This window comes from Streptomyces sp. NPDC050617 (genome assembly GCF_040654795.1).
Taxonomy (GTDB): Bacteria; Actinomycetota; Actinomycetes; order Streptomycetales; family Streptomycetaceae; genus Streptomyces.
In genome coordinates this window covers 272,050-294,015 of record NZ_JBFAIS010000007.1, presented here as the reverse complement: position 1 = coordinate 294,015, position 21,966 = coordinate 272,050, and the positions used below count along the sequence as shown (strand labels likewise).

At 73.9% G+C, this 21,966-nt stretch carries 13 protein-coding genes; 7 read left to right on the top strand and 6 right to left on the bottom strand.

Going from position 1 to position 21,966, the window contains the following annotated elements; translation table 11 throughout:
- Positions 1-219 precede the first annotated feature (219 nt).
- The 5 genes from AB0I49_RS13010 to AB0I49_RS12990 form a co-directional block, all read right to left on the bottom strand.
- Positions 220-3,933: a CDP-glycerol glycerophosphotransferase family protein gene (locus AB0I49_RS13010; RefSeq protein ID WP_363226971.1), complete on the bottom strand. Its 3,714-nt coding sequence runs from the start codon at positions 3,931-3,933 to the stop codon at positions 220-222.
- 184 nt (positions 3,934-4,117) lie between these two features.
- A complete protein-coding gene (locus tag AB0I49_RS13005) occupies positions 4,118-5,014 on the bottom strand; it encodes a carbohydrate ABC transporter permease (RefSeq protein ID WP_363226970.1) in 897 nt (298 codons plus the stop codon).
- Positions 5,011-6,372, bottom strand: a complete 1,362-nt coding sequence (locus tag AB0I49_RS13000) for a sugar ABC transporter permease (protein WP_363226969.1) — start codon at positions 6,370-6,372, stop codon at positions 5,011-5,013. Before AB0I49_RS13000 ends, AB0I49_RS13005 begins: the two co-directional genes overlap by 4 nt.
- A 19-nt stretch (positions 6,373-6,391) precedes the next feature.
- Positions 6,392-7,765: an extracellular solute-binding protein gene (locus AB0I49_RS12995; protein WP_363226968.1), complete on the bottom strand. Its 1,374-nt coding sequence runs from the start codon at positions 7,763-7,765 to the stop codon at positions 6,392-6,394.
- 281 nt (positions 7,766-8,046) lie between these two features.
- Positions 8,047-12,018 (bottom strand): FtsK/SpoIIIE domain-containing protein, encoded by a 3,972-nt coding sequence (locus AB0I49_RS12990; RefSeq protein ID WP_363227002.1) that lies wholly within the window; start codon positions 12,016-12,018, stop codon positions 8,047-8,049.
- A 433-nt stretch (positions 12,019-12,451) separates the two neighbouring features.
- Here AB0I49_RS12990 and AB0I49_RS12985 point away from each other — a divergent pair, with 433 nt between their 5' ends.
- From AB0I49_RS12985 to AB0I49_RS12970, 4 genes are all read left to right on the top strand, one after another.
- Positions 12,452-14,230: a serine/threonine-protein kinase gene (locus tag AB0I49_RS12985; protein WP_363226967.1), complete on the top strand. Its 1,779-nt coding sequence runs from the start codon at positions 12,452-12,454 to the stop codon at positions 14,228-14,230.
- Positions 14,231-14,401: 171 nt separating this feature from the next.
- Positions 14,402-15,646 (top strand): serine/threonine-protein kinase, encoded by a 1,245-nt coding sequence (locus AB0I49_RS12980; RefSeq protein WP_363226966.1) that lies wholly within the window; start codon positions 14,402-14,404, stop codon positions 15,644-15,646.
- A 168-nt stretch (positions 15,647-15,814) separates the two neighbouring features.
- A complete protein-coding gene (prfB, locus tag AB0I49_RS12975; RefSeq protein ID WP_363226965.1) occupies positions 15,815-16,921 on the top strand; it encodes a peptide chain release factor 2 in 1,107 nt (368 codons plus the stop codon).
- A 298-nt stretch (positions 16,922-17,219) separates the two neighbouring features.
- On the top strand, positions 17,220-17,996 hold the full coding sequence (locus tag AB0I49_RS12970) for a PT domain-containing protein (protein WP_363226964.1): 777 nt from the start codon (positions 17,220-17,222) through the stop codon (positions 17,994-17,996).
- Positions 17,997-18,530: 534 nt separating this feature from the next.
- On the opposite strand, the gene AB0I49_RS12965 is transcribed toward AB0I49_RS12970, so the two are convergent.
- On the bottom strand, positions 18,531-18,725 hold the full coding sequence (locus AB0I49_RS12965) for a hypothetical protein (protein ID WP_363226963.1): 195 nt from the start codon (positions 18,723-18,725) through the stop codon (positions 18,531-18,533).
- Positions 18,726-19,035: 310 nt separating this feature from the next.
- Here AB0I49_RS12965 and ftsE point away from each other — a divergent pair, with 310 nt between their 5' ends.
- The 3 genes from ftsE (at position 19,036) to AB0I49_RS12950 (ending at position 21,966) form a co-directional block, all read left to right on the top strand.
- Positions 19,036-19,725, top strand: a complete 690-nt coding sequence (gene ftsE / locus AB0I49_RS12960; protein WP_363135510.1) for a cell division ATP-binding protein FtsE — start codon at positions 19,036-19,038, stop codon at positions 19,723-19,725.
- A 9-nt stretch (positions 19,726-19,734) separates the two neighbouring features.
- A complete protein-coding gene (ftsX, locus tag AB0I49_RS12955; RefSeq protein WP_363226962.1) occupies positions 19,735-20,646 on the top strand; it encodes a permease-like cell division protein FtsX in 912 nt (303 codons plus the stop codon).
- Positions 20,647-20,712: 66 nt separating this feature from the next.
- The gene (locus AB0I49_RS12950) at positions 20,713-21,966 is read left to right on the top strand and encodes a S41 family peptidase (RefSeq protein ID WP_363226961.1); all 1,254 of its coding nucleotides are present in this window, start codon (positions 20,713-20,715) and stop codon (positions 21,964-21,966) included.

Sequence of the window (21,966 nt, the reverse complement as noted above, 5' to 3'; positions counted from 1 at the left end):
TCGCGTCGCGCCGTACGTAGGTCGCTGACTGCCCGTCAGGGAAATGCGGCCCGGCCAGGGGCCCGGCGCGCGCCGGACGTACTTCACCGGCGATGTCCCGCCGAGGCGCAGCCACCCGGCCGAGCGCTAGACGCGCGTCCTCTCCGGGGGCAGCCCGCCCGCACGCGCAGCGCGGCGTACGGACGTCCCCGATGCGCCGTCAAAGGGAGCCGCGCGCCCTCACGGCACCGCCGACAGCAGCCCGTCCACCGCCCGCGTCGTCGCCCCGCCGTCGTCCCGCGGGCAGTACGCGGCGCGGAAGCGCCCGTACGCCGTCGCGTAGTGGTCGGCCACCGCCTCCACGTCGCGCAGCGCGTCGACGAGTTCGTCCGTGTTCGTCAGCTGCGGGCCGGGGGCCTCGGACTCGAAGTCGACGGTGAAGCCGCGGACGGTGTCGCGGTAGCGGGCCAGGTCGGGGGTGAGGTAGAGCAGCGGGCGGCCGGTGTTGGCGAAGTCGACGGCCAGCGAGGAGTAGTCGGTGACCAGGACGTCCGCGGCGAGCAGCACGGCGGCGGCGTCGGGGTGGGCCGAGACGTCGCGCAGGAACGGGCCGCGGCGGGCCGGCACCTGGTCGGCCACCAGGGGGTGGCTGCGGACGAGCAAGATGTGGTCGGCGCCGAGCGCGGCCTCGGCGCGGGCCACGTCCAGGGGGAGGTGCAGGCGGTAGTGGCCGGCGTCGTAGGCGCGTTCGTCGCGCTGCGTGGGCGCGTACAGGACGACGCGCTTGCCGCGCGGGATGCCCAGCCGGCGGCGCAGCGCGGCGGCGCGCTCGGCGCGGTCGGCGGCGAAGAACGCGTCGGTGCGCGGGAGCCCGGTCTCGGCGATCTCGCCCCGGTAGCCGAGGGCGCGCCGGAAGACGCGGGTGCTGTGCGGGTTGGCCGACAGCAGGGCGGACCACTGCGCCTCCGGGTCCGGGGCCGGGCCGGGCGGCGCGAGTTCGGCGCAGAGCGTCCCGGCGAGGTCTGTGCCGATACGTTTGAGCGGGGTGCCATGCCAGGTCTGGAGGACGTACTGGCCCTCCCGGCGGCGGAACCACGGCGGCAGGTGGGTGTTGGTGACGATCCGCCGGCTGCGGGCGAGCGCCTCGTACCACTCGGCGCTGCCGAGGACCAGCGCGCGGGCCGTGGGCGGCACCTCGAACTGCAGGTCGCGCACCACCCATAGGTGCTCGACGTCCGTGCCGCGCCGCACCAGCTCCTCGTGGACCGCGCGCGGGGAGTCGGAGTACCGGCGGCCCCCGAAGCTGCAGTAGAGCACCGTGTCGCGCAGCGGGAGGGCGGTCCGCGCCGGGTAGGTCCGCTCCCGCAGCAGCCGCTGCCGGTACGGGCCCCGGTCCGCGAGCGGTACGGCGGACCCTGCCTCCAGGAAGACCCGGTCGTGGAAGCGGCGGTCGACGGTGACGGTCTTGCCGCCGACGGTACGGGCCTCCGGGAGCCCCGCGAACAGCTCCGGCGCGAGCCGTACGGGCATCCCCTCGCCCGCGTCCCGTACGCCCCCCGTACCCCCCGCGCGCCCCCGCAGGTACAGATACCAGCGGCCCTCCCGCAGCGGCGCCGTCCCGCTCGGCGCGGGCGCCGCCCCCGGCCGCAGCGCGGCGGCGAAGCGGTGGCCCGCCCACGCGGCCGCCCTGCCCTCGGGGGCGCGGCCCCCGCACTCGCAGCAGCCGCCGCAGACCGCCGCGGGCCCGGCGCGCCCCGGTGCTGGAGGCCGCTCGGCGGGTCCCGTCGCCTCGTCCGAGGCCGTGCCCTTGCCGTCCCGGGCCCCGCCGTCCGCGTCGCGCCGCTCGCAAGGGAACGTCACTTCAGCCGCGTGGGTGCTGTGCCGCAGGACCAGTTCCAGCTCGGCGGGGGCCGCGGCGGGCAGCTCGCCCTCGACGGTCAGGGAGCCGTCGTCCTGCCAGGCGACGCGGTCCGCGATGGGCTGCGGGGTGCGGTCGTGCAGGACGAGGTACTCGTCGGCGGTGGCGGCGACGACCAGCTCCCGGCCGTCGGCCAGCGGGTAGCGGCCGGGGCGCGGGGCGGCGGCGGTGGCGATGCGGGCGGTGCGGGAGTCGGCGAGCACGAGCACCGGGTCCCAGGACGAGGTGTCGCGCAGCCGCACCTCCTTGGGGTGCTCGCCGGGCGCGGGCCGGGCCGCGGTGAGGTCGGCGAGGCGGATCCGGGCGGTGGCCCGTACGCCCTCGTAGTCGTCGAGGCGGCAGGTCACCGGGGATTCGAGGACCGTTCCGGAGCCGCGGTGGGTGAGCCGGAGCGCGACCGGCTCGCGGGCCGACTCGTCCGTGATGTCCAGCTCGATCTCCCCGCCGCCCACCGCCCGGTGGCTCGTCAGCCGCCGCTCGGCCCACTCCACCGACAACAGCAGGCGGCCGTTCTTGAACCAGGGCACCAGCCGGGTGCCGTCGCCGAGTTCGCCGGGCGGCGGCCACGCGCCGGAGCCGGTGCCCAGCGAGCGCAGCGGGGCCCGGCGGACCACGCCGGACGCGGCGACGACCACGTCGACGTGCCAGCGGCCGGGCCGCCACCGCTCGTCGCCCGCGAGCCGCTCGGGATCGACGGTGATCTCGAAGCCGGACCAGTCGTAGCAGTGCTGCTCCTGCCGGGAGTTGTGGGTCGCCTCCGGCATGTGGACGGTCCGCAGCGGTACCAGCAGCCGGTGCCGGCCGGACCTCACCAGCGCCGTCTTGAGGGCCCGCAGCCGGGAGGGGGCGCCGATGTTGCGGATGTACGCGTAGCCGCGGATCACCAACTTCTCGTCGCGCCACAGGATTTCGCGGACCCCGGCCCGTACCGGGAAGTCCTCGGACGTGAGCCGGGTGACGGACGCCGGCAGCGGTACGGGCGTGCCGTCCGCGCCGGGCAGCACGGCGCGCTTGCGCAGCGGCAGGCCCTGGACGAGGAAGCCGGAGGCGTTGCGCCGCTCGTATTCGAGGACGGCGATCAGCTCCGCGAGCCGCCGCTCCCTGATCAGCTGCCACTTGACGCGCAGGTCGACGGGGAGTTCCTTGAAGAGCTCCGGGTCGACGCGGCCCGCCCAGTCCCGTGCCCGGTCCATGAAGGCGTCGCGGTAGTCGGCGCCCGCCGTCGGCAGCCGGTCGACGAAGTGCGTCAGGTCCTCGGTGAGCACCGAGCGGTCGTAGTCCCGTTTATGCGCCGACCAGCGGGTGTTGGCGGGGTCGGCGAGGAAGCGCGAGACGTGGTCGACGGAGGCGATGCGGTCGATCACCACCTGGGGGTCGGTGCGCCGCCGGGGTCCGGCGCCCTCGCGGACGCGCCAGTAGTAGACGTGTTCGTGCAGGACGTCCACGGCCTCGGCGAGGAAGTGCGCCGGGATGGTCAGCGGGGTGTCCTCGTACAGCACGCCCTCGGGGAAGGCGAGGTGGTGGCGGTCCCAGAAGGTGCGGCGGAACACCTTGTTCCAGGCGGTGTGGTCGGACAGCAGGCCGAGGTCCTCGGTGATGTGGGTGGCGGTCCGGGTGCGCCTCAGATGCCGGTGCTGCCACGCCTGGCTGCGGCCCGCCGCCGTGAGCCGGTAGACGTTGCCGGTCGCGAAGTCGGAGCCGGACCCGTCGAGGAGGCCGACCAGCCGCTCGTACGCGCGTCTCGGCAGCACGTCGGCGCTGTCCGCGAACGCCAGGTACTCCGTGCCCGGCGCGGCGTGCCGGGTCCCGGTGTTGCGCGCGTGGCCCGTACCGTAGTTGTGCTGGCGCACGAGGCGGAAGCGTTCGTCGCGCTCCGCGAAGGCCCGCGCGATATCCGGGCCCGCGTCCGTGGACCCGTCGTCGACCACCACCACGTCCAGCTCGCGCAGGGTCTGCGCGGCCACCGAGGCCAGGCACTCCCACAGGTGCTCGGCGCCGTTATGGACGGGGACGACGACGGTGAGCCGGGGCGACATGGCGGGAATTCATCCCTTTCCGGGCGGACGATGGGGTACGGGGCGAACGGTTCAACTCCCCATCGGCGTTACGGTCACCCTCGACTGGGCCGATCGGGTGAGCCGCCGGAGCACCGCCCGGTGATCGGCCGGTGGCCCACGGGTGAACGCCCGGTTGCCGCCCCGTCCCGCGCCTCTGCCGCCCTCACTTCACCGCGCCCGCCATCACCCCGCTCACGAACTGCCGCTGGAAGGCGAAGAAGACGGCCAGCGGAACGATCATCGACAGGAACGCGCCGGGCGCGAGGACGTCGATGTTGCTGCCGAACTGCCGGACCTGCTGCTGGAGGGCGACCGTGATCGGCGGGTCGCCGCTGTCCGCGAAGATCAGCGCGATCAGCATGTCGTTCCACACCCACAGGAACTGGAAGATGCCGAGCGAGGCGATGGCCGGGCCGCCGAGCGGCAGCACCACCCGCGTGAACAGCCGCACCTCGCCCGCCCCGTCGAGCCGGGCCGCCTCCAGCAGCTCGCGGGGGATCTCCGCGAAGAAGTTCCGCAGCAGGAAGATCGCGAAGGGCAGCCCGAAGGCCGTGTGGAAGAGCACCACGCCCGGCGTCGTCTCGAAGATCCCCACCGCGTTGAAGAGCTTCGCGACCGGTACGAGCGCGACCTGCACGGGCACCACGAGCAGCCCCACCACGACCATGAACCACCAGTCGCGGCCCGGGAATTCGAGCCAGGCGAAGGCGTACCCGGCGAGCGCGCCGATGATCACGACCAGCAGCGTCGCGGGGACCGTGATCAGCGCCGTGGTCAGCAGCGAGTGCGTGACCTTGTCGTTGTTCAGGAGGGTGCTGTAGCTGTCGAAGGTCAGCTGCGCCGGGTGGCTGAAGACCTTCCACCACCCCGTGGCCGCGATGTCGGAACGGTCGCGCAGCGAGGAGATCAGCAGGCCCACCGTCGGCATCAGCCAGAAGAGGCCGACGAGGATCAGCACGACCCGCATCACGCCGCCGCTCACCCGCGCCGCGATCCGCGACGGCAGCGACCGCTTCGCCCGTACCGTGGTGTTCACCACGGCCGTGTTCACGCCGGTCATCGCCTGCGCTCCCTTCGCATCCGCCGGATGTTGATCAGCATCACCGGCAGCACGAGCAGCAGCAGGAAGACGGCGATGGCGCTGCCGATGCCCTGGTTGACGTCGGTGCCGAAGGACGACTGGTAGAGCTGGAGCGCGAGCACATTGGCGTTGTCGAGGCTGTTGCCCGGCGCGATGATGTAGACGAGGTCGAAGATCTTCAGCACGTTGATCATGAGCGTGACCATGACGACCGCCAGCACCGGAGCCAGCAGCGGCACCGTGACCCGGCGGAAGACCTGCCACTCGTTCGCCCCGTCCACCCGCGCCGCCTCCATCAGCTCCCGCGGCACGCTCGCCAGCCCCGCCGCGATCAGGACCATCGCGAACCCCGCCCACATCCACACATAGCTGCCGATGATGGCCGGGGTGACCAGGGAGGGACCGAGCCAGTCGATGCCGTTGTACGGGGCGGCGAAGTTGCTGCCCGGCAGGCGGAGCAGCGCCCCGTCGGCGGACGCCGGCAGCGTAAACGTACCGTCGGCGGAGGTCTTCGCCTCGGCGACCGTACGCCCGTCCTTCACGGCCTCGACCGTGACGCCCTTGAGCGCGTTCTCACTCGGATCGACCTTTCCGTCCGTGCCGCCGCCGCCCCGCACGACGTCCCGCCAGACCGTGCCGGTGACCTTCCCGGCCACCGCGCGGGCCGGCGCCGCCTGCGCCGCGCCGCTCACGTCCGACGGCTTCACCGCCACCAGCGGCAGCGCGACCGGGCTGCCGGCGGAGACCGTCGCCTCGGTCGTGAACGAGCCCTCCGACGTCGACGCCAGCCCGGCGTCCGGGCGGGGATGCGCGCCCGGGAACGCCGACGTGCCGGCGAAGGTGTCGTGCACCGACACCCACACCGCGTTGGCGACGCCGCGGTCCGGGTCCTGCTCGTACACCAGCCGGAAGATGATGCCCGCGGCCAGCATCGAGATGGCCATCGGCATGAAGACCACCAGCTTGAACGCCGTTCCCCAGCGCACCCGTTCGGTGAGCACCGCGAAGATCAGCCCCAGGGCGGTGGCCACCGAGGGCGCCACCACCACCCAGATGACGTTGTTCTTCAGCGCCGTGCGGATGCGTTCGTCGGTGAAGACCTCCTGGTAGTTGTCGACGCCCACGAAGCCGTTGCCGGAGGCGTCGAAGAGGCTGCGGTAGACCGAATAGCCGATGGGGTAGACGACGAGGGCGCCGAGCAGCGCCAGCGCGGGCAGCAGGAAGCAGGCCGCCACCCACGGCCGGGTGCCCAGCACGCTCCTGTGCTTCTTCTCGGGCGGTGCGGCGGGCGGTACGGGGCCAGGGGCCGCCGCGCCGCCCGCTGTCGCGGTCGACATCGTGACGAGCCTCCGTCCGTCAGTTCCGGTACGCCTTGGCCGCGTCGGCCTCCAGCTTCTTCTGGGCGCCGGCGACGTCCTTCGGGTTGATCAGAAAGTCCTGGAGGTCCTTCCACTCGCCCTGCCCCGGCTTGCCGCCGAAGGACGCCGGGGCCTGGTCGGACATGTCGAAGCGGAAATCGTCGCCCGCCGCGATGAGCGCCGAGGCGATCTTGCGCAGCACCGCGTTGGGGTACGAGCCGAGATCGAGGTTCTTGTTCGCGGAGACGTAACCGCCCTGCTGCGCCCAGATCCTGGAGGCGTCCGTCGAGGCGAGGAAGGTCAGCAGCGCCTGCGCCGCCCGGCTGTTCTTCAGCGCGACCCCCACGTCGCCGCCGGTCACCACCGGGGACTTGGCGCCCACCGCGGGGAACGGGAAGACCTTGGCGTCCGTGCCCAGTTCGGCCCTGGCGTCGGCGACGTTGGCCGCCGCGAAGTCGCCCTCGAAGACCATCGCCGCCTGCGCCTTGGCGCCGCCCGCGAAAGCCTGGGTCACCGAGTCCGGGAACGCCGTGTGCAGCGCCCCGGCGCCGCCCCCGGCGAGGAGGTCCTGCTTGCCGAAGAGCCTGCCCAGCGTGGTCAGCGCCGCCTTCACGGACGGATCCGTCCACTTGATCTTGTGCTGGGCGAGCTGGTCGTACTTCTCCGGGCCCGCCTGGGAGAGATACACGTTCTCGAACCAGTCCGTCAGCGTCCAGCCGTCCGCGCCGCCCACCGAGACCGGCGTGACGCCCCAGTCCGCGATCAGCTGCGCCTGGTCGAGGAACTCGTCCCACGTCTTGGGCTCCTTCGCGCCCGCGTCGTCGAACAGCTTGGTGTTGTACCAGATCAGCGACTTGTTGCTGACCTTGTAGTACACGCCGTACCGCTTGCCCCCGTACGAGCCGAGCTCCTGCCAGCCCTTGGAGTAGTTCTTCGTCAACTGCCCCTCGGCCTCGGCGGACAGCGGCTTGACCCACCCCTTCTTCGCGAACTCGTGGAGCACCCCGACCTGCGGGAGCATCGCCACGTCCGGCGGGTCGCCGCCCGCGATCTTCGACCCTATGAAGGCGGCCATGTCGTCGCCGCTCGGCACGAATTCGGTCCGGACGCCGGTCCGCCGGGTGAACTCCTCAAGAACCTTCGTGAAGTTCTTCTGCTCCGTGCCCGTCCACACGGCCGTCACCTTGAGCTGCTGCCCGCTCAGTCGCGGCAGCCGGACGGAGTCCGCGGCGTTCGACGAGCCGCCGGCCGGAGAGCCCTTGTCCTTCCCGCCGCCGTCGCTGCACCCCGAGGCGGCCAGGGCGAGGGCCCCCGCCGCGAACACCGCCAGAGCACCGCGCGACATGCGTGCCGAACGCAGCGATGAACGCATTGCCGTCCCTCCCCGTGCGGTCCCCGACCCCGCGGGCAGCCGCACCGCACGTGGCTCCGGCGCGCGCCCATATCCCGTGCGACAGTCCTACGCCGGGTCACGGTCCGCCGCAATACCGCCCGCGACGTCAAGTAGCCGATCGTGACCGGGCTGTGATGAGGGGGCGGGGGTGACGTCGTCCTCGGGGGTGCGGTCGTCCTCGGGTGTGCGGTCGCTCCGGGACGCGCGGCAGCCGCGGGGGCGCGTTTTCGGCTACGGGCGCGCTGCCGTACCGCGGCGCGTCACAGCAGCGGCGGCGCGGTCTCCGCGCCCGCCGACTGGGCGGCGCGCTGAAGGGCGCTCGCGAGCAGCGCCAAGTCGGTCGGGCCGTTGCCGAGCTCGCGCAGCGGCCGGCGGGTCGGCGGGTCGCCCATCCGCTGCCAGTCCAGCGGCACGACGGTCGGGCGCAGCGTCGCCGTGCGCGGGATGCGGCCGGTGACCCGGCCCGCCTGGAACGGCGTCACCGCGCCGTCGGCCGGGTGGTGCAGCCTGCCCCGGCCCGGAGCCGGTTCGCCCGAGGAGCCGTCCGCCGACGCGGGGCCCTGGGCCACCGGCGGCAGTATCTCCAGGGCTATTCGCAGCCCGGCCCGCTCCACCGCAGCCGTGTCCGCCGTACGGTCCGGGCGGCCGGACGCCGCCACCAGATGCACCCCGAGCCGCTCGCCGTCGCGCGCCACCGCCTCCAGGGCCCGTACGACGGAACCCGCCGACGGGCGGCCCGTACTGCCCAGCGCCGGGGCCACCAGCGCGTCGAAGTCGTCGACGAGGACCACCAGCCGGGGCAGCGCCGTCAGGGCCGTACGCTCCGAACCGCCGCGCTGCGTACGGAGCTTGAGGGTGCCGCTCATCGACGGGTCGATGTCCCCGGCGCCGGACGCGCCCGGCGCCGGCGGGTCGCTGGGGCGGCGCGGGGAGATGACGCGCGGAGCGGCGGCGTGCTGCGCGTGCCAGGCGGCGAAGTCGAGGCGGCCCAGCAGCTCGGCCCGGCGCTTGAGCTCCGAGCTGAGCGCCTGCGCGAACTCGCGCATCCGCACCGGATCGGCCGCCGCCAGATACGTCGAGACCTGCGGCAGGTCCATGCAGACCCGCAGCCCCTCGCCGCGCTCCGCGCCCGCGCCGTCGACCAGGACGAGGGAGAGCCGGTCGGGGCGCTCGGCCGCGGCGAGTGAGGCGGCGAGGGTGCGCAGCATCTCCGTCTTGCCGGTGCCGGGGCCCCCCTCGACGAGCAGATGCGGGCCGTCGGCCGCCAGGTCCACCGTGAGCGGGCCGCGCGGGCCCGCGCCGAGGACGCCCAGCACCCGGCCGCCGGCCGGCGCGCCCGGTCCCGCCGCCTCGGCGGAGGCCGCCCAGCGGGCGGTGAGCGAGGCCGGGGTCGCGCGGGCCAGGCCCAGTTCGTCCAGGAGCCGGGCGGTACGGGGCAGGGCCGCGGCCACCCGCGCGGGGCCGGGGCCGACTGCGGCGTCCGAGGGGCGCAGCGGGGCCAGGGCGCGGGCGAAGTGCTCGGCCCAGGCGGGGGAGACGGCGTCGAGGGTGGCCACGACGGCTGTGCCGGTGCCGGGGCCGGTGCCGGGGCCTCCGGCGGCGCCGCCCGTACGGGTCGTGCCGCGCGAGTCGATGCCGGCCAGCGCGCCGACGTGGGTGGCTGGGCTGCGCACGGCCGGAGCGGCGGAGGAGCCGCCGCGCGCCGTCGGACCGGGCCCGCCGGACGCCGCGCCCCGGCCGCCCGCGCCCCGGTGGATGACCTGGACCGCCGTGGCCACGTCGCCGCTCAGCAGCGCCACCGTGCCGCACTCGGCGAACACCGGGGAGGCCGCGCGCGCCGCGTCGCAGGTCGCCGACACGGGGGAGGAGGGGGAGGCGGACGGGGCCTCGGCGAGGCAGATGAGGTGGATGCCGACGGCCGGGCCGCCGAGCGCGAGGCGGGCCACGGATTCGCGGAGCGCGGCGGTGCCGGGGTCGCCGTCGACGACGAGGACGGTGTACGGGCCGCGGTACTCGCCGGCCGCGGCGGCGACTGCGGCCGGCGGAGCGCTCGCCCAGCCGGGCCCCAGCGGGCCGTCGTCGCACCGCCGCACCAGCTCGGCGGTGCGGGCCTCGGCCTGCTCGCGGTCGTAGGCGACCAGCAGCCGGCAGTCCTGCCCGTGCGCCGGGCGCGCCTGCGGCAGCCAGCCGAACCAGGACCACTCGGCGAGCCGGTCCTCGGCGGCGCGCGAACGGTCCGCGCTGATCAGTACGGTCTCCAGCACGCCGGGCGCGTGCAGCGCGGCCAGCTGGGCGAGGGCGGACCGGGCGAGCCCGGACAGCCGGGGCCGCGGCCCCGCCAGCCCCAGGGCGCCGGCGTCCCGCAGCCCGACCGTCACGGGCACGGACGGCATCGGGCCGCTGCCGTCGGGCGCGAACCGGTCGGCCGTGCCCAGCCGTACGGTCAGCAGGTCCGGGTGGTCCGGCCCGCGCTCCCACAACCGGGGTCCGGGCCCGAGCGCCGTCATCAGCACCTCGGCCGCGTCCGGCCACCGCTCCCGCAACGCCACCGTCGCCGCCTGCGCCCGCCCCGAATCCCCGCCGTCCTCCACGGGCCAGTCGTCCCCGCCCCCGACGCGCTCGGCGGCCGCGCGCCCACCGGCGAGCCGCCGAGCCCAGGCGCCGATGCCGCGCCCGCGCCGCTTGCCATCGGCTCCGCCGGCGGCTCCGCCGGTGTGCTGGCCGTGGGAGGGTGCGGGCTCGCCGGAGTACTGGACGTAACCGGCTGCTCCGCTTGCTCCGCCTGCGGCGGGTGCTTGCCCGTAGGCGGGGGCCCCGTGGGGGTTCTGGTCGTACGCGGCCGCGCCGCCTGCGCCTGCACTGTGCCCGTGCGGACCGACAGCTGCGCCCGGCCCTTGGTTTTGACCAGGCCCTTGTCCGTAACCGGCCGCTCCGCCTGTGCCGGGGCCTTGCCCGTACGCGCCTGCGGCCCGCCCTCCAAGCGTGTCGGCGGCTCCGCCGAGCGCCTGCCCGTAGGCCGCGCCGCCTGTACCGGCGGCACCCTGTCCGTGCGGGCCGACAGCCGTGCCCGGCCCCTGGACGTAACCGGCCGTGCCGCCCGTGCCGCCCGCGCCGACGTCATGTCCGTACCCGCCCGCAGCCTGAGTGCCGGGCCCACGCCCGTGCGCGCCCGCCGTCCGGCCCTCGTGCCCGCCGGTTTCACCGGGCCCGTGGCCGTAACCGGCCGTTCCGTCCGTACCGGGCCCTTGCTCGTACGCGTGCCCGTACGCGCCCGCGGCCTGTGTTCCAGGGGCGCCGCCGGTTCCGGCGGTTCCGCCGGGCACCTGCCCCCGCGCCCCATTCGTGCCGGGCGCGTCGGAGCCGTTGCCCTGCGCGTACCCGGCGGGTGTCGGTAGCGGGCCGCCGGGGCCGAAGCCCGTGCCGTGCACCGTCGGTGCGGTGGCGGTCATGCCCGGAGGGACCGGGGTGCCGCGGGCGGGGGTGCCGTGGTCGGTGGCCGGGGGAGGGGCGCTATCCGGCCAATGATCGCCGTGGGTGAAGGAGCCCGGGGTCACCCGGAGGTGGCCTTCGCCGTCCGGCGTGGCCGGGAGGATCGCGGTGGAGAGGCCGGTGGCGGCGGTGGGGACGCGGAGGTTGAGGGTGGATTCGCCTACGCGCAGGAGGGACCCGGCAGGGAAGGGGACGGGGTGGTCGAGGACGTCGGCGCCGTCGAGCGTGGTGCCGTTCGTGGAGCCCAGGTCGGCGACGGTGACGCGGCCCTCGTCGGTGACGGTGACCGCGCAGTGCAGCCGGGAGACGTCCGGGTCGTCCAGCGGGACGTCCGCGTTGGCGGAGCGGCCGACGTCGATGCGGCCGCCGTGCAGCAGGTGCACGCCGCCGGCGTCCGGCCCGGCGACCACATGGAGCCGGGCACTGGCGTCGGGCGACCCGGCGGGGAGCACGCCGACGTCCCGGTCCGGGTCGGCAGGGCCCTGTAGGGAGAGCACCGCGCCGTCGACCAGCGGGGGTTCGCCCAGCGCGCAGCGCTGGGCGTCGAGCCGCTCCGCGCCCGCGTAGACGACCACGGCCCCGCTGCCCACATCGGACCCGGCGGCGGCGACCGCGGTCGCGAGTCCGCTGGTCACGGCGGCGAGCGCGGTCCCGGCGGGGGCAGTCACCAGGACGTCGCAGGCGTGCGTGGCGTGTGCGGTGTGGCCGCTGCGCGGCCCGAGGACGGTCAGCCGGATCTGCATCGCCGTCAACGGTCCTTTCCTGCCCCTGGAATGCCCGACGGGGGCTCCCTCCCCCCGCCGTGCACGGGCGCGTCGGCACGTACAGGTCACCACGTTCGCGCGGAGCCCCCGCTCCCCAACCGCACCCGTGCTTGTGAGCATCCTCGCACCTGCCACCGACAACACGCCCGGCGACCGCCGCTTAGTGATCTTGATTGGTCGGCTACGGGTGAAAAAGTGCCTGCTTGGGACCGCCGTTGATGTCCTTCTTGTAGTCGCGGACCGGCCAAAGGACAGGGTGTGGCAACCATCTGTCCGGAACGTGCGTCTTCCCCTTGAGCCCCACCGGATTTCACCGGCCGTCGGCCTCCGAGTCGGCACTAGAGTAGGGCCGAAGGCCGGGTATCCACAGGCCACGACCAGCTCGGATCAGGATCGACCAGGGAGCGCAGACGTGCGGCCGGTAGGCAGCAAGTACCTGCTTGAGGAGCCGCTCGGACGCGGCGCCACAGGCACCGTCTGGCGGGCCAGCCAGCGCGAGACGGCGGGCGCCGAGGCAGCTGTGGCCGGGCAGCCCGGCGAGACCGTCGCCATCAAGGTGCTCAAGGAGGAGCTCGCCAACGACGCGGACGTCGTCATGCGCTTCCTGCGCGAGCGCTCCGTGCTGCTGCGGCTCACGCACCCCAACATCGTCCGCACCCGCGACCTCGTCGTCGAGGGCGATCTGCTCGCCCTCGTCATGGACCTGGTCGACGGCCCGGACCTGCACCGCTACCTGCGCGACAACGGCCCCTTCACCCCCGTCGGCGCGGCCCTGCTCACCGCCCAGATCGCCGACGCCCTCGCCGCCAGTCACGCCGACGGCGTCGTGCACCGCGACCTGAAGCCCGCCAACGTCCTGCTCGCGGGCGCCGGCGGCCAGGCCGACGGCCAGATGCACCCGATGCTCACCGACTTCGGCATCGCGCGGCTCGCCGACTCCCCGGGTCTCACCCGCACCCACGAGTTCGTCGGCACCCCCGCCTACGTCGCCCCGGAGTCCGCCGAGGGGCAGCCGCAGACCTCCGCCGTGGACATCTACGGCGCGGGAATCCTGCTGTACGAACTGGTCACCGGCCGCCCGCCGTTCGCCGGCGCCACCGCTTTGGAGGTGCTGCACCGCCACCTCAGCGAGGAGCCGCGCCGCCCCACCACCGTCCCCGAGCCGCTGTGGACGGTCATTGAGCGCTGTCTGCGCAAGCGCCCGGAGGAACGGCCCAGCGCCGAGAACCTGGCCCGCGCGCTGCGCGTCGTGGCCTCGGGCGTCGGCGTGCACGCCACCGCGGCGCAGGCCGAGGCCGCGCTGGGCGTCGCCGCGCTGCTCGGCCCCGACCGGGACCCGGCCACCGTGCCCGGCACCGGCGCCGCGGACCCCACCCAGGTCCTGCCGTCCAACGCCGGCTCGTACGACCCCAACGCCGCCACCAGCGTCATGCCGAACACCGGTCAGAACCCCGCCGGGCCGAACGCCGACCCCACCCAGGTGATGAACTCCGGCGGCCCCGCCGGCCCCGACCCGACGCGCGCCATGCCGCCCGTACCGGACGAGCCCGACGGGCCGCACCCCTGGGAGAGCCAGCTCCGCGCGGCCCGCGACCGCAACGACCAGACCCAGGTCCGCTACCTCGACCCCAGCGAGGACCCGCTGCGCCGCCGCCCCCACCGCCCGCAGCAGCAGGGCTACGGGCAGCAGGACCCGTACGGGCAGCAGCAGGGCTATGGGCAGCAGGGCTACGGACCTGGGCCGGGCCGGCAGGGCTACGGGCAGCAGGGCCCGTACGGACAGCAGCAGGGGTACGGGCAGCAGGGGCCGCCCCAGGGTCCGCCGCAGCGGCCCCAGCAGCGCCGTGCCCCGGCCCCGGCGCCGTACCAGCAGCCGCAGCACCAGCCCCAGCAGCAGCCGCGCTACCAGGAGCCCGCGCAGCCCCAGCGGTACGCGCCGCCGCCCGAGCCGGAGCCGCGCCGCGAGCCGCGCCAGCCCCGGCAGCGCAGCGCGAACCCGATGAAGATCCCCGGCCTCGGCTGCCTCAAGGGCTGCCTGTTCGTGATCGTCATCCTCGTCATCGGCTCCTGGCTGGTCTGGGAGCTGACCCCGCTCAAGGACTGGGTGGCCGACGGCAAGAACTTCTGGGACGCCGCCTGGGACTGGTTCAACGACGCCAAGCACTGGATCTCGGACCTCGGCAAAAACTGAACCGGAGCCGCCCCCCCTCCAAGGGCCGACTCTGGCGACAAGTCGACATCCAGCGGGTGCTTTCCGCCGCAGAAGTGGCGGTCGGCGTGGACCGGCAGCCTTACCATCCCCTCAGCCGCGTAGCTTTGTCGCCAACGCGCCCTGTCGGATGTCGGAGAAGTCGGAGTGGTCTTGGCACGGAAGATCGGCAGCCGGTACACCGCGAACCAGGTCCTCGGGCGCGGCAGCGCCGGCACGGTGTGGCTCGGCGAGGGGCCCGAGGGCCCCGTCGCCATCAAGCTCCTGCGCGAGGAGCTCGCCTCCGACCAGGAGCTCGTCGGCCGGTTCGTACAGGAGCGCGCCGCGCTGCTCAGCCTCGACCACCCGCACGTGGTCGGCGTGCGCGACCTCGTCGTCGACGGCAACGACCTGGCCCTGGTCATGGACCTCATCCGCGGCACGGACCTGCGCACCCGGCTCGACCGCGAGCGCCGCCTCGCGCCGGAGGCCGCCGTCGCCATCGTCGCCGACGTCGCCGACGGCCTCTCCGCGGCGCACGCCGCCGGGATCGTGCACCGCGATGTCAAGCCGGAGAACGTCCTGCTCGACATGCAGGGCGAGCTGGGCCCCGGCGGCGCGCACCCCGCGCTGCTCACCGACTTCGGCGTGGCCCGCCTCGTGGACGCGCCCCGGCACGCGCGCGCGACGCGCGTGATCGGCACCCCCGACTACCTCGCCCCCGAGATCATCGAGGGGCTGCCGCCGCGCGCCAGCGTCGACGTGTACGCGCTGGCCACGGTCCTGTACGAGCTGCTGGCGGGCTTCACGCCGTTCGGCGGCGGGCATCCGGGGGCCATCCTGCGGCGGCACGTCACCGAGACCGTCGCACCGCTGCCCGGCATCCCGGACGACCTGTGGCAGCTCATCGTGCAGTGCCTCGCCAAGGGGCCCGCCTCCCGGCTGCGCGCCCCGGAGCTCGCCGCCCGGCTGCGCGAACTCCTCCCCTCCCTGGCGGGCCACCCGCCGCTGGACATCGACGAGCCCGAGGCCGTCTCCGAGCGCCCCGCCGACGGACCGGACCGGCCGGAGCCGGCGGAGCCGCGGGAGCCGGCGCGGCGGCGCGGCGCGGTCCCGCTGGTGCCCGGTACGGTCGCCGACTCCAACCGCGAGACCCACACGAGCATGCGGGTGCCCGGCCCCGACGAGCTCGCGGGCGGCGCGCACGGCACGGCCCGCTCCCCGCGCGCGGCGGGCGAGCGCCGCGCGGGCTCGGCCCGCCACCGCTCCGCCGCCGACCTGCGGGCCCGCCGCATCAAGCTGGGCGCGGCGGCGCTGGCGGTCGCGGTCGCGGCGGGGGTGGGCGGCTGGTTCGCGGTGGGCGGGGACGACGGCGGCGACGCGAAGCCGGGCGTGCACGGCACGACCCCCACTCCGTAGCCGCCGCCCGCGGCCAGCCGCCCGCCGCCCGCCGTCGGGTGTTCGTGGGCGGTCACGGGCGGGGCTATCCACAGGCCGCGGGGCCGGAATCCCGGTGTTCCCAAGGGCTGTCCGAAGGTTGCACGGGCGTGCGGCAACACGGGCCCGTATAGCCGTTAGGCTGGTGGCGTGGCAGTCGTCGATGTATCCGAAGAGCTGAAGTCCCTCTCCTCGACCATGGGGTCGATCGAGGCCGTCCTGGACCTCGACACGATGAGGGCCGACATCGCCGTGCTCGAAGAGCAGGCGGCGGCGCCGTCCCTGTGGGACGACCCGGAGGCGGCGCAGAAGATCACCAGCAAGCTGTCCCACCTCCAGGCGGAGCTCCGCAAGGCGGAGGCGCTGCGAAGCCGTATCGACGACCTCGGGGTGCTGTTCGAGCTCGCCGAGGCCGAGGACGACGCGGACACGCTGGCCGAGGCCGAGACGGAGCTGGGCGCCGTGCGCAAGGCGCTCGACGAGATGGAGGTCCGTACGCTCCTCTCGGGCGAGTACGACTCCCGTGAGGCGGTCGTCAACATCCGCGCGGAGGCGGGCGGCGTCGACGCCGCCGACTTCGCCGAGCAGCTCCAGCGGATGTACCTGCGCTGGGCCGAGCGGCACGGCTACAAGACCGAGGTCTACGAGACGTCGTACGCGGAAGAGGCCGGCATCAAGTCGACCACCTTCGCGGTCCAGATCCCGTACGCGTACGGGACGCTCTCCGTGGAGCAGGGCACCCACCGGCTGGTGCGGATCTCGCCGTTCGACAACCAGGGCCGCCGACAGACGTCCTTCGCGGGCGTCGAGGTGCTGCCGGTGGTCGAGCAGACCGACCACATCGAGATCGACGAGTCCGAGCTGCGCGTGGACGTCTACCGCTCCTCCGGCCCCGGCGGCCAGGGCGTCAACACCACCGACTCGGCGGTCCGCCTGACGCATATTCCGACCGGCATCGTCGTCTCCTGCCAGAACGAGCGCTCGCAGATCCAGAACAAGGCGACCGCGATGAACGTCCTCCAGGCCAAGCTCCTTGAGCGCCGCCGCCAGGAGGAGCAGGAGAAGATGAACGCGCTCAAGGGCGACGGCGGCAACTCCTGGGGCAACCAGATGCGTTCGTACGTCCTGCACCCGTACCAGATGGTCAAGGACCTGCGTACGGAGTTCGAGGTCGGCAACCCCTCCTCCGTGCTCGACGGCGACATCGACGGCTTCCTGGAGGCCGGTATCCGCTGGCGCAAGCAGCAGGAGAAGTAGGCCCGTTGAGGAGCGGCGGGCGGGTGCGCCCGCCGCTCCGGATGTGACGGGGTCACAGCTCTGTGTCCATGTGCCGGTCAAGTTGCGATATTTCGGACATCTTGCCCGTAACTCCCTTGACGTTGCCCTTAAAACTGGACAAGCTGGCGCGCGGCATGCGTATCACTGGGGCGCGTGTGAAACGGGGGGAAGCGGGCAGACCGGCGAGACCGGTTCCGCGGAACGTGACCCCGATACCGCCGCGGCCCCGTGCATAGCTGCTCCACATACGAGATCAGCTACTGGGGGTAGCAGGCAGATGACCAAGAAGACGCGGCTGCGCGTTGCACGGATAGCCGCCGGCGCGGTGATTGCCGCCGGAGCCTCCCTGACCGCCGCGGGCGCCGCCTCGGCCGCCGGCATCGACGTCAACATCGGCGGTGTCGGCGTACAGGCCGGCGCGGACGACCAGGGCGTCCACACCGGGCTCGGCGTCGGTGACGAGGACCCGACCGGCGAGCCGACGAAGGGGCCGACGGACGGCCCGACCACGATCCCCACGGGCGACCCGACGGGCCAGCCCACGGGTGAGCCCACCCACGAACCGACCGGCCAGCCCACGGGCAAGCCGACCGGCGACCCCACCGGCGACCCCACGGGGCAGCCGACCGGTCAGCCCACCGGCCAGCCGACGGGCGAGCCCACGCACGAACCGACCGGCGACCCCACGGGCCAGCCGACCGGTCAGCCCACGCACCAGCCCACCGGGCAGCCGACGACCGGCCCCTCCGGCCAGCCCACCACCCCCGGCGGCGGTGACCACAGCGGTCAGGGCGGGGACCACGGCAGCCAGGCCGGCGGCGGCAACGCCACGACCTGCCCGGTCGACATCGACAGCGCGAACTGCGTCGACAACACCAACCCGGACAGCGCCGGCTCCAGGCCGGTCGCGCAGTCGAAGGCCAAGGAAGAGCTGGCCGAGACCGGTGCCGGTGAGACCACCTTCCTGCTGGTCGGCGCCGCCACGATGATCGCCGGCGGCATCGGCTTCCGCGTCATGCCGCGCCTGGTCGGCAACCGCAACACCGCTGCCTGACGGCAGCACGGCCGCCTGAAGCGCCACGGCGGCACGGGCCGGGCCCGTCGGACCTGAGAAGGCCCGACGGGCCCGGCCCGCTGTCCGGAGGAGGCAGCGGCGCGGCAGGTGAGAGCACGCGGCACCAGCGGACCCGCTGCCTGGCCGGGCCCGGCGCCCACCCGCCCATGCCCGGCAGGCGCGAGCACGCGGCGCCGATCCAGCCCGCCGCCCCGCCGCCTGGCCGGTGTCCGGCGCCCGCCCGCCCGTACGGGGGCTGGGGGAGCCGGACCCCCGGCGGGCGAGCCCGCCGGGCCGGATCGCGAAGCGGAAGGTACGGGTGGTGCAGCGGTCAGCCGCGCACACGGGCCCGTACGGGGCCGGAGAGCGGGTCGGCCGGCCTCGGCGGCGCGTGGTGTCGGCTCGGGTTCGAGCGCGCGGCCGGCTCCGGCCGCCAGGCGTCATGTAATCGCCGAGGGGCCCGGAGTGCTCATCGAGCGCTCCGGGCCCCTCGTGCGTCTGTGTGCCCCGGCGGCCGGGGCAGGTCACCGCGCCTTACGCGGCGAAGCCGTGTGCCAGCAGAGCCACGGCTATCAAGGCCACCAGCAGCGCGATGAGCGTGGCCGGGGTCAGGTTGGCGAAGACGCCGTCCTGCTGCTGGAGGCGTTCCCGGCTCGCCCGGCAGACGGGGCAGCGGCCCTCGCTGACGGGGGCCGCGCAGTTGGCGCACACCAGTCGGTCGCATGTCATGCGATTTCCTCCTCCGGTACGTCCAACGAGCGGGGTCGCCCAGTCGTTCCCCCTACCACTACTGTGCCAGCTTCCGTCGCGTTCGGCGCGACCGAGGGGTGCTGGGGCGAATCTGTGGGATGTTGATGGGATTTTGTCAGGAGGTGTCCCCGATGGCACCGCGGCCAAACGCCCGACGGCGGCTCAAGACAGCCCCAAGAACGGACGCCGACTGCGCGCGTGCGCGTGGTTCGCGTATGGTCACGCACACCGACGGGAGCCGCAACCGCAGCGTCCCGAACCCCTATCCAGGTCGACGCGTGGTGCATTCGTGATCCGATTCGACAACGTCTCCAAGTCCTACCCGAAGCAGAACAGTCCCGCCTTGCGGGACGTCTCGCTTGAGATCGAGAAAGGCGAGTTCGTCTTCCTCGTCGGCTCTTCGGGTTCCGGCAAGTCCACTTTCCTGCGGCTGCTGCTGCGCGAGGAGCGTGCCAGCCATGGCCAGGTGCACGTGCTGGGCAAGGACCTCGCCCGGCTCTCCAACTGGAAGATCCCGCAGATGCGCCGCCAGTTGGGCACCATCTTCCAGGACTTCCGCCTGCTCCCCAACAAGACGGTCGGGCAGAACGTCGCCTTCGCACTGGAGGTCATCGGCAAGCCCCGCGGCGAGATCCGCAAGGGCGTGCCCCAGGTCCTCGACCTGGTCGGCCTCGGAGGCAAGGAGGAGCGGATGCCCGGCGAGCTGTCCGGCGGTGAGCAGCAGCGCGTCGCGATCGCCCGCGCGTTCGTCAACCGCCCGATGCTGCTGATCGCGGACGAGCCGACCGGCAACCTCGACCCGCAGACCTCGGTGGGCATCATGAAGCTGCTGGACCGGATCAACCGGACCGGGACCACAGTGATCATGGCCACTCACGATCAGCAGATCGTCGACCAGATGCGCAAGCGCGTCATCGAACTAGAGAAGGGCCGTCTCGTACGCGACCAGTCGCGCGGCGTGTACGGCTACCAGCACTGAAAGGACGCCATGCGCGCCCAGTTCGTCCTGTCGGAGATCGGCGTTGGTCTCCGCCGAAATCTGACGATGACTTTCGCGGTGATCGTCTCGGTCGCTCTCTCGCTCGCCCTCTTCGGCGGGTCGCTGCTCATGCGTCAGCAGGTCAGCACGATGAAGGGCTACTGGTACGACAAGGTCAACGTCTCGATCTTCCTCTGCGGGAAGAACGACGTGAGCTCCGACCCCGCCTGTGCCAAAGGCGCGGCCACCGAAGACCAGAAGAAGCAGATCAAGTCCGACCTGAGCAAGATGGACCTCGTCGAGAAGGTTCAGTTCGAGACGGCGGACGAGGCGTACAAGCACTACAAGGAGCAGTTCGGCGGCACCCCGGTCGCCGGGTCCGTGACCGCGGACCAGATGCAGGAGTCCTTCCGCATCAAGCTCAAGGACCCCACCAAGTACAAGGTCATCTCCAGCGCCTTCGCCGACCGCGCCGGTGTGCAGTCGGTCCAGGACCAGCGGTCCACCCTGGAGGGGCTCTTCAACCTCCTCAACGGCATGAACTACGCGGCGCTCGGCGTGATGCTGCTGATGCTCATCGTGGCGCTGATGCTGATCGTGAACACGGTCCGCGTCTCCGCGTTCAGCCGCAGACGCGAGACCGGCATCATGCGGCTGGTCGGCGCGTCCAGTTTCTACATCCAGATGCCGTTCATCATGGAGGCCGCGTTCGCGGGGCTGCTCGGCGCGGGCTTCGCGTGCGTGCTGCTCGTCTGCGGCCAGTACTTCCTGGTCAACAACTGGCTCGTGCACCACGTCACGGTGATTCAGTTCATCGGCTGGGACGCGGTGCTGGCCAAGCTGCCGCTGGTGCTCGCCATCGGTCTGCTGATGCCCGCGGTGGCGGCCTTCGCGGCCCTGCGGAAGTATCTCAAGGTGTGACGTAGGACAGGGCGCCGTACGGACAAGTCTCCGTACGGCGCCTTTTCGTGTCCTAGACTCACGCGCATGTCCGGCCCGTCGATGCCCGCCCGGCCCGTCCGGCTCCACCGCCACCGCCGAGCGGCCGCGCTGACATTGGTCTTCGCGGGCGTGCTGGCGACGGGTGCCGCCGCCGGTTCGTGGGCCGATCGCAGCCAGAACGTCCGGAATACCGCCTATGCGCCGGCGTCCGCCCGTCAGGCGGCCGGTTCCGTCGACCGTGAACAGCTCGCCGACGCCGCCGCGAGGGCGGCCGAGGACGGGAAGTCCGGTGCGGACGCGGCCGGGGCGATGGCGAGCCGCAGCGGCGACCGGTGGGCCGCCGTCTACAGCGCCCGCGAGTACGAGGGCCTCCAGCAGACGCTCGACGGACGGTACGTCGGCGTCGGGCTCTGGGTCCGCACCGGTGCGGGCGGCCGGATCGAGGCCGACCGGGTGCAGCCCGGCAGCCCCGCCGCGCGCGCCGGGCTGCGGGCCGGGGACCGGCTCACCGCCATCGACGGCGCGCGCGTTGAGGGCCGCCCCGTCACCGAGGTCGTCGCCCGGCTGCGCGGCGCGGGCGGCGACGGCGGTACGGACCGTACGGGCGAGGGTCGTACGGACACGGACCCGGCGGGGGCCGCCGCCGGTACGCCCGTACGGCTGGGCATCCTGCGCGGCGGGCACGGCTGGGACCTGACCCTGCGCCGGGCGCGGCTCGCCACCGAGAACGTCACCGTGGACCGGCTCCACGACGGCCCCACCGCCACCACCCGCATCAAGGTCGTCTCCTTCACCAAGGGCACCGGCGAGCAGATCCGCCGGGCCGTGCGGGAAGCGCCCCGCGGCGACGGCATCCTGCTCGACCTGCGGGCCAACTCCGGCGGCCTGGTGGCCGAGGCCGTCACCGCCTCCGCCGCCTTCCTCGACGGCGGGCTCGTCGCCACGTACGACGTGCACGGCGCGCAGCGCGCCCTGTCCGCCGCTCCTGGCGGCGACACCGCGCGCCCGCTCGCCGTGCTCGTCGACGGCGGCACCATGAGCGCCGCCGAGCTGCTGACCGGCGCGCTCCAGGACCGCGGCCGGGCGGTCGTCGTCGGCTCGCGCACCTTCGGCAAGGGCTCGGTGCAGCTGCCCAGCGAGCTGCCGGACGGCTCGGTCGCCGAGCTGACCGTGGGCCACTACAGCACCCCCGCCGGCCGGGCCGTGGACGGCGCGGGCATCACCCCGGACCTGGCAGCGGGCGGCGACGCCGAGGAGCGGGCCCGCACAGTATTGAGTGGCCTCGGGGGTGGGGCCTGA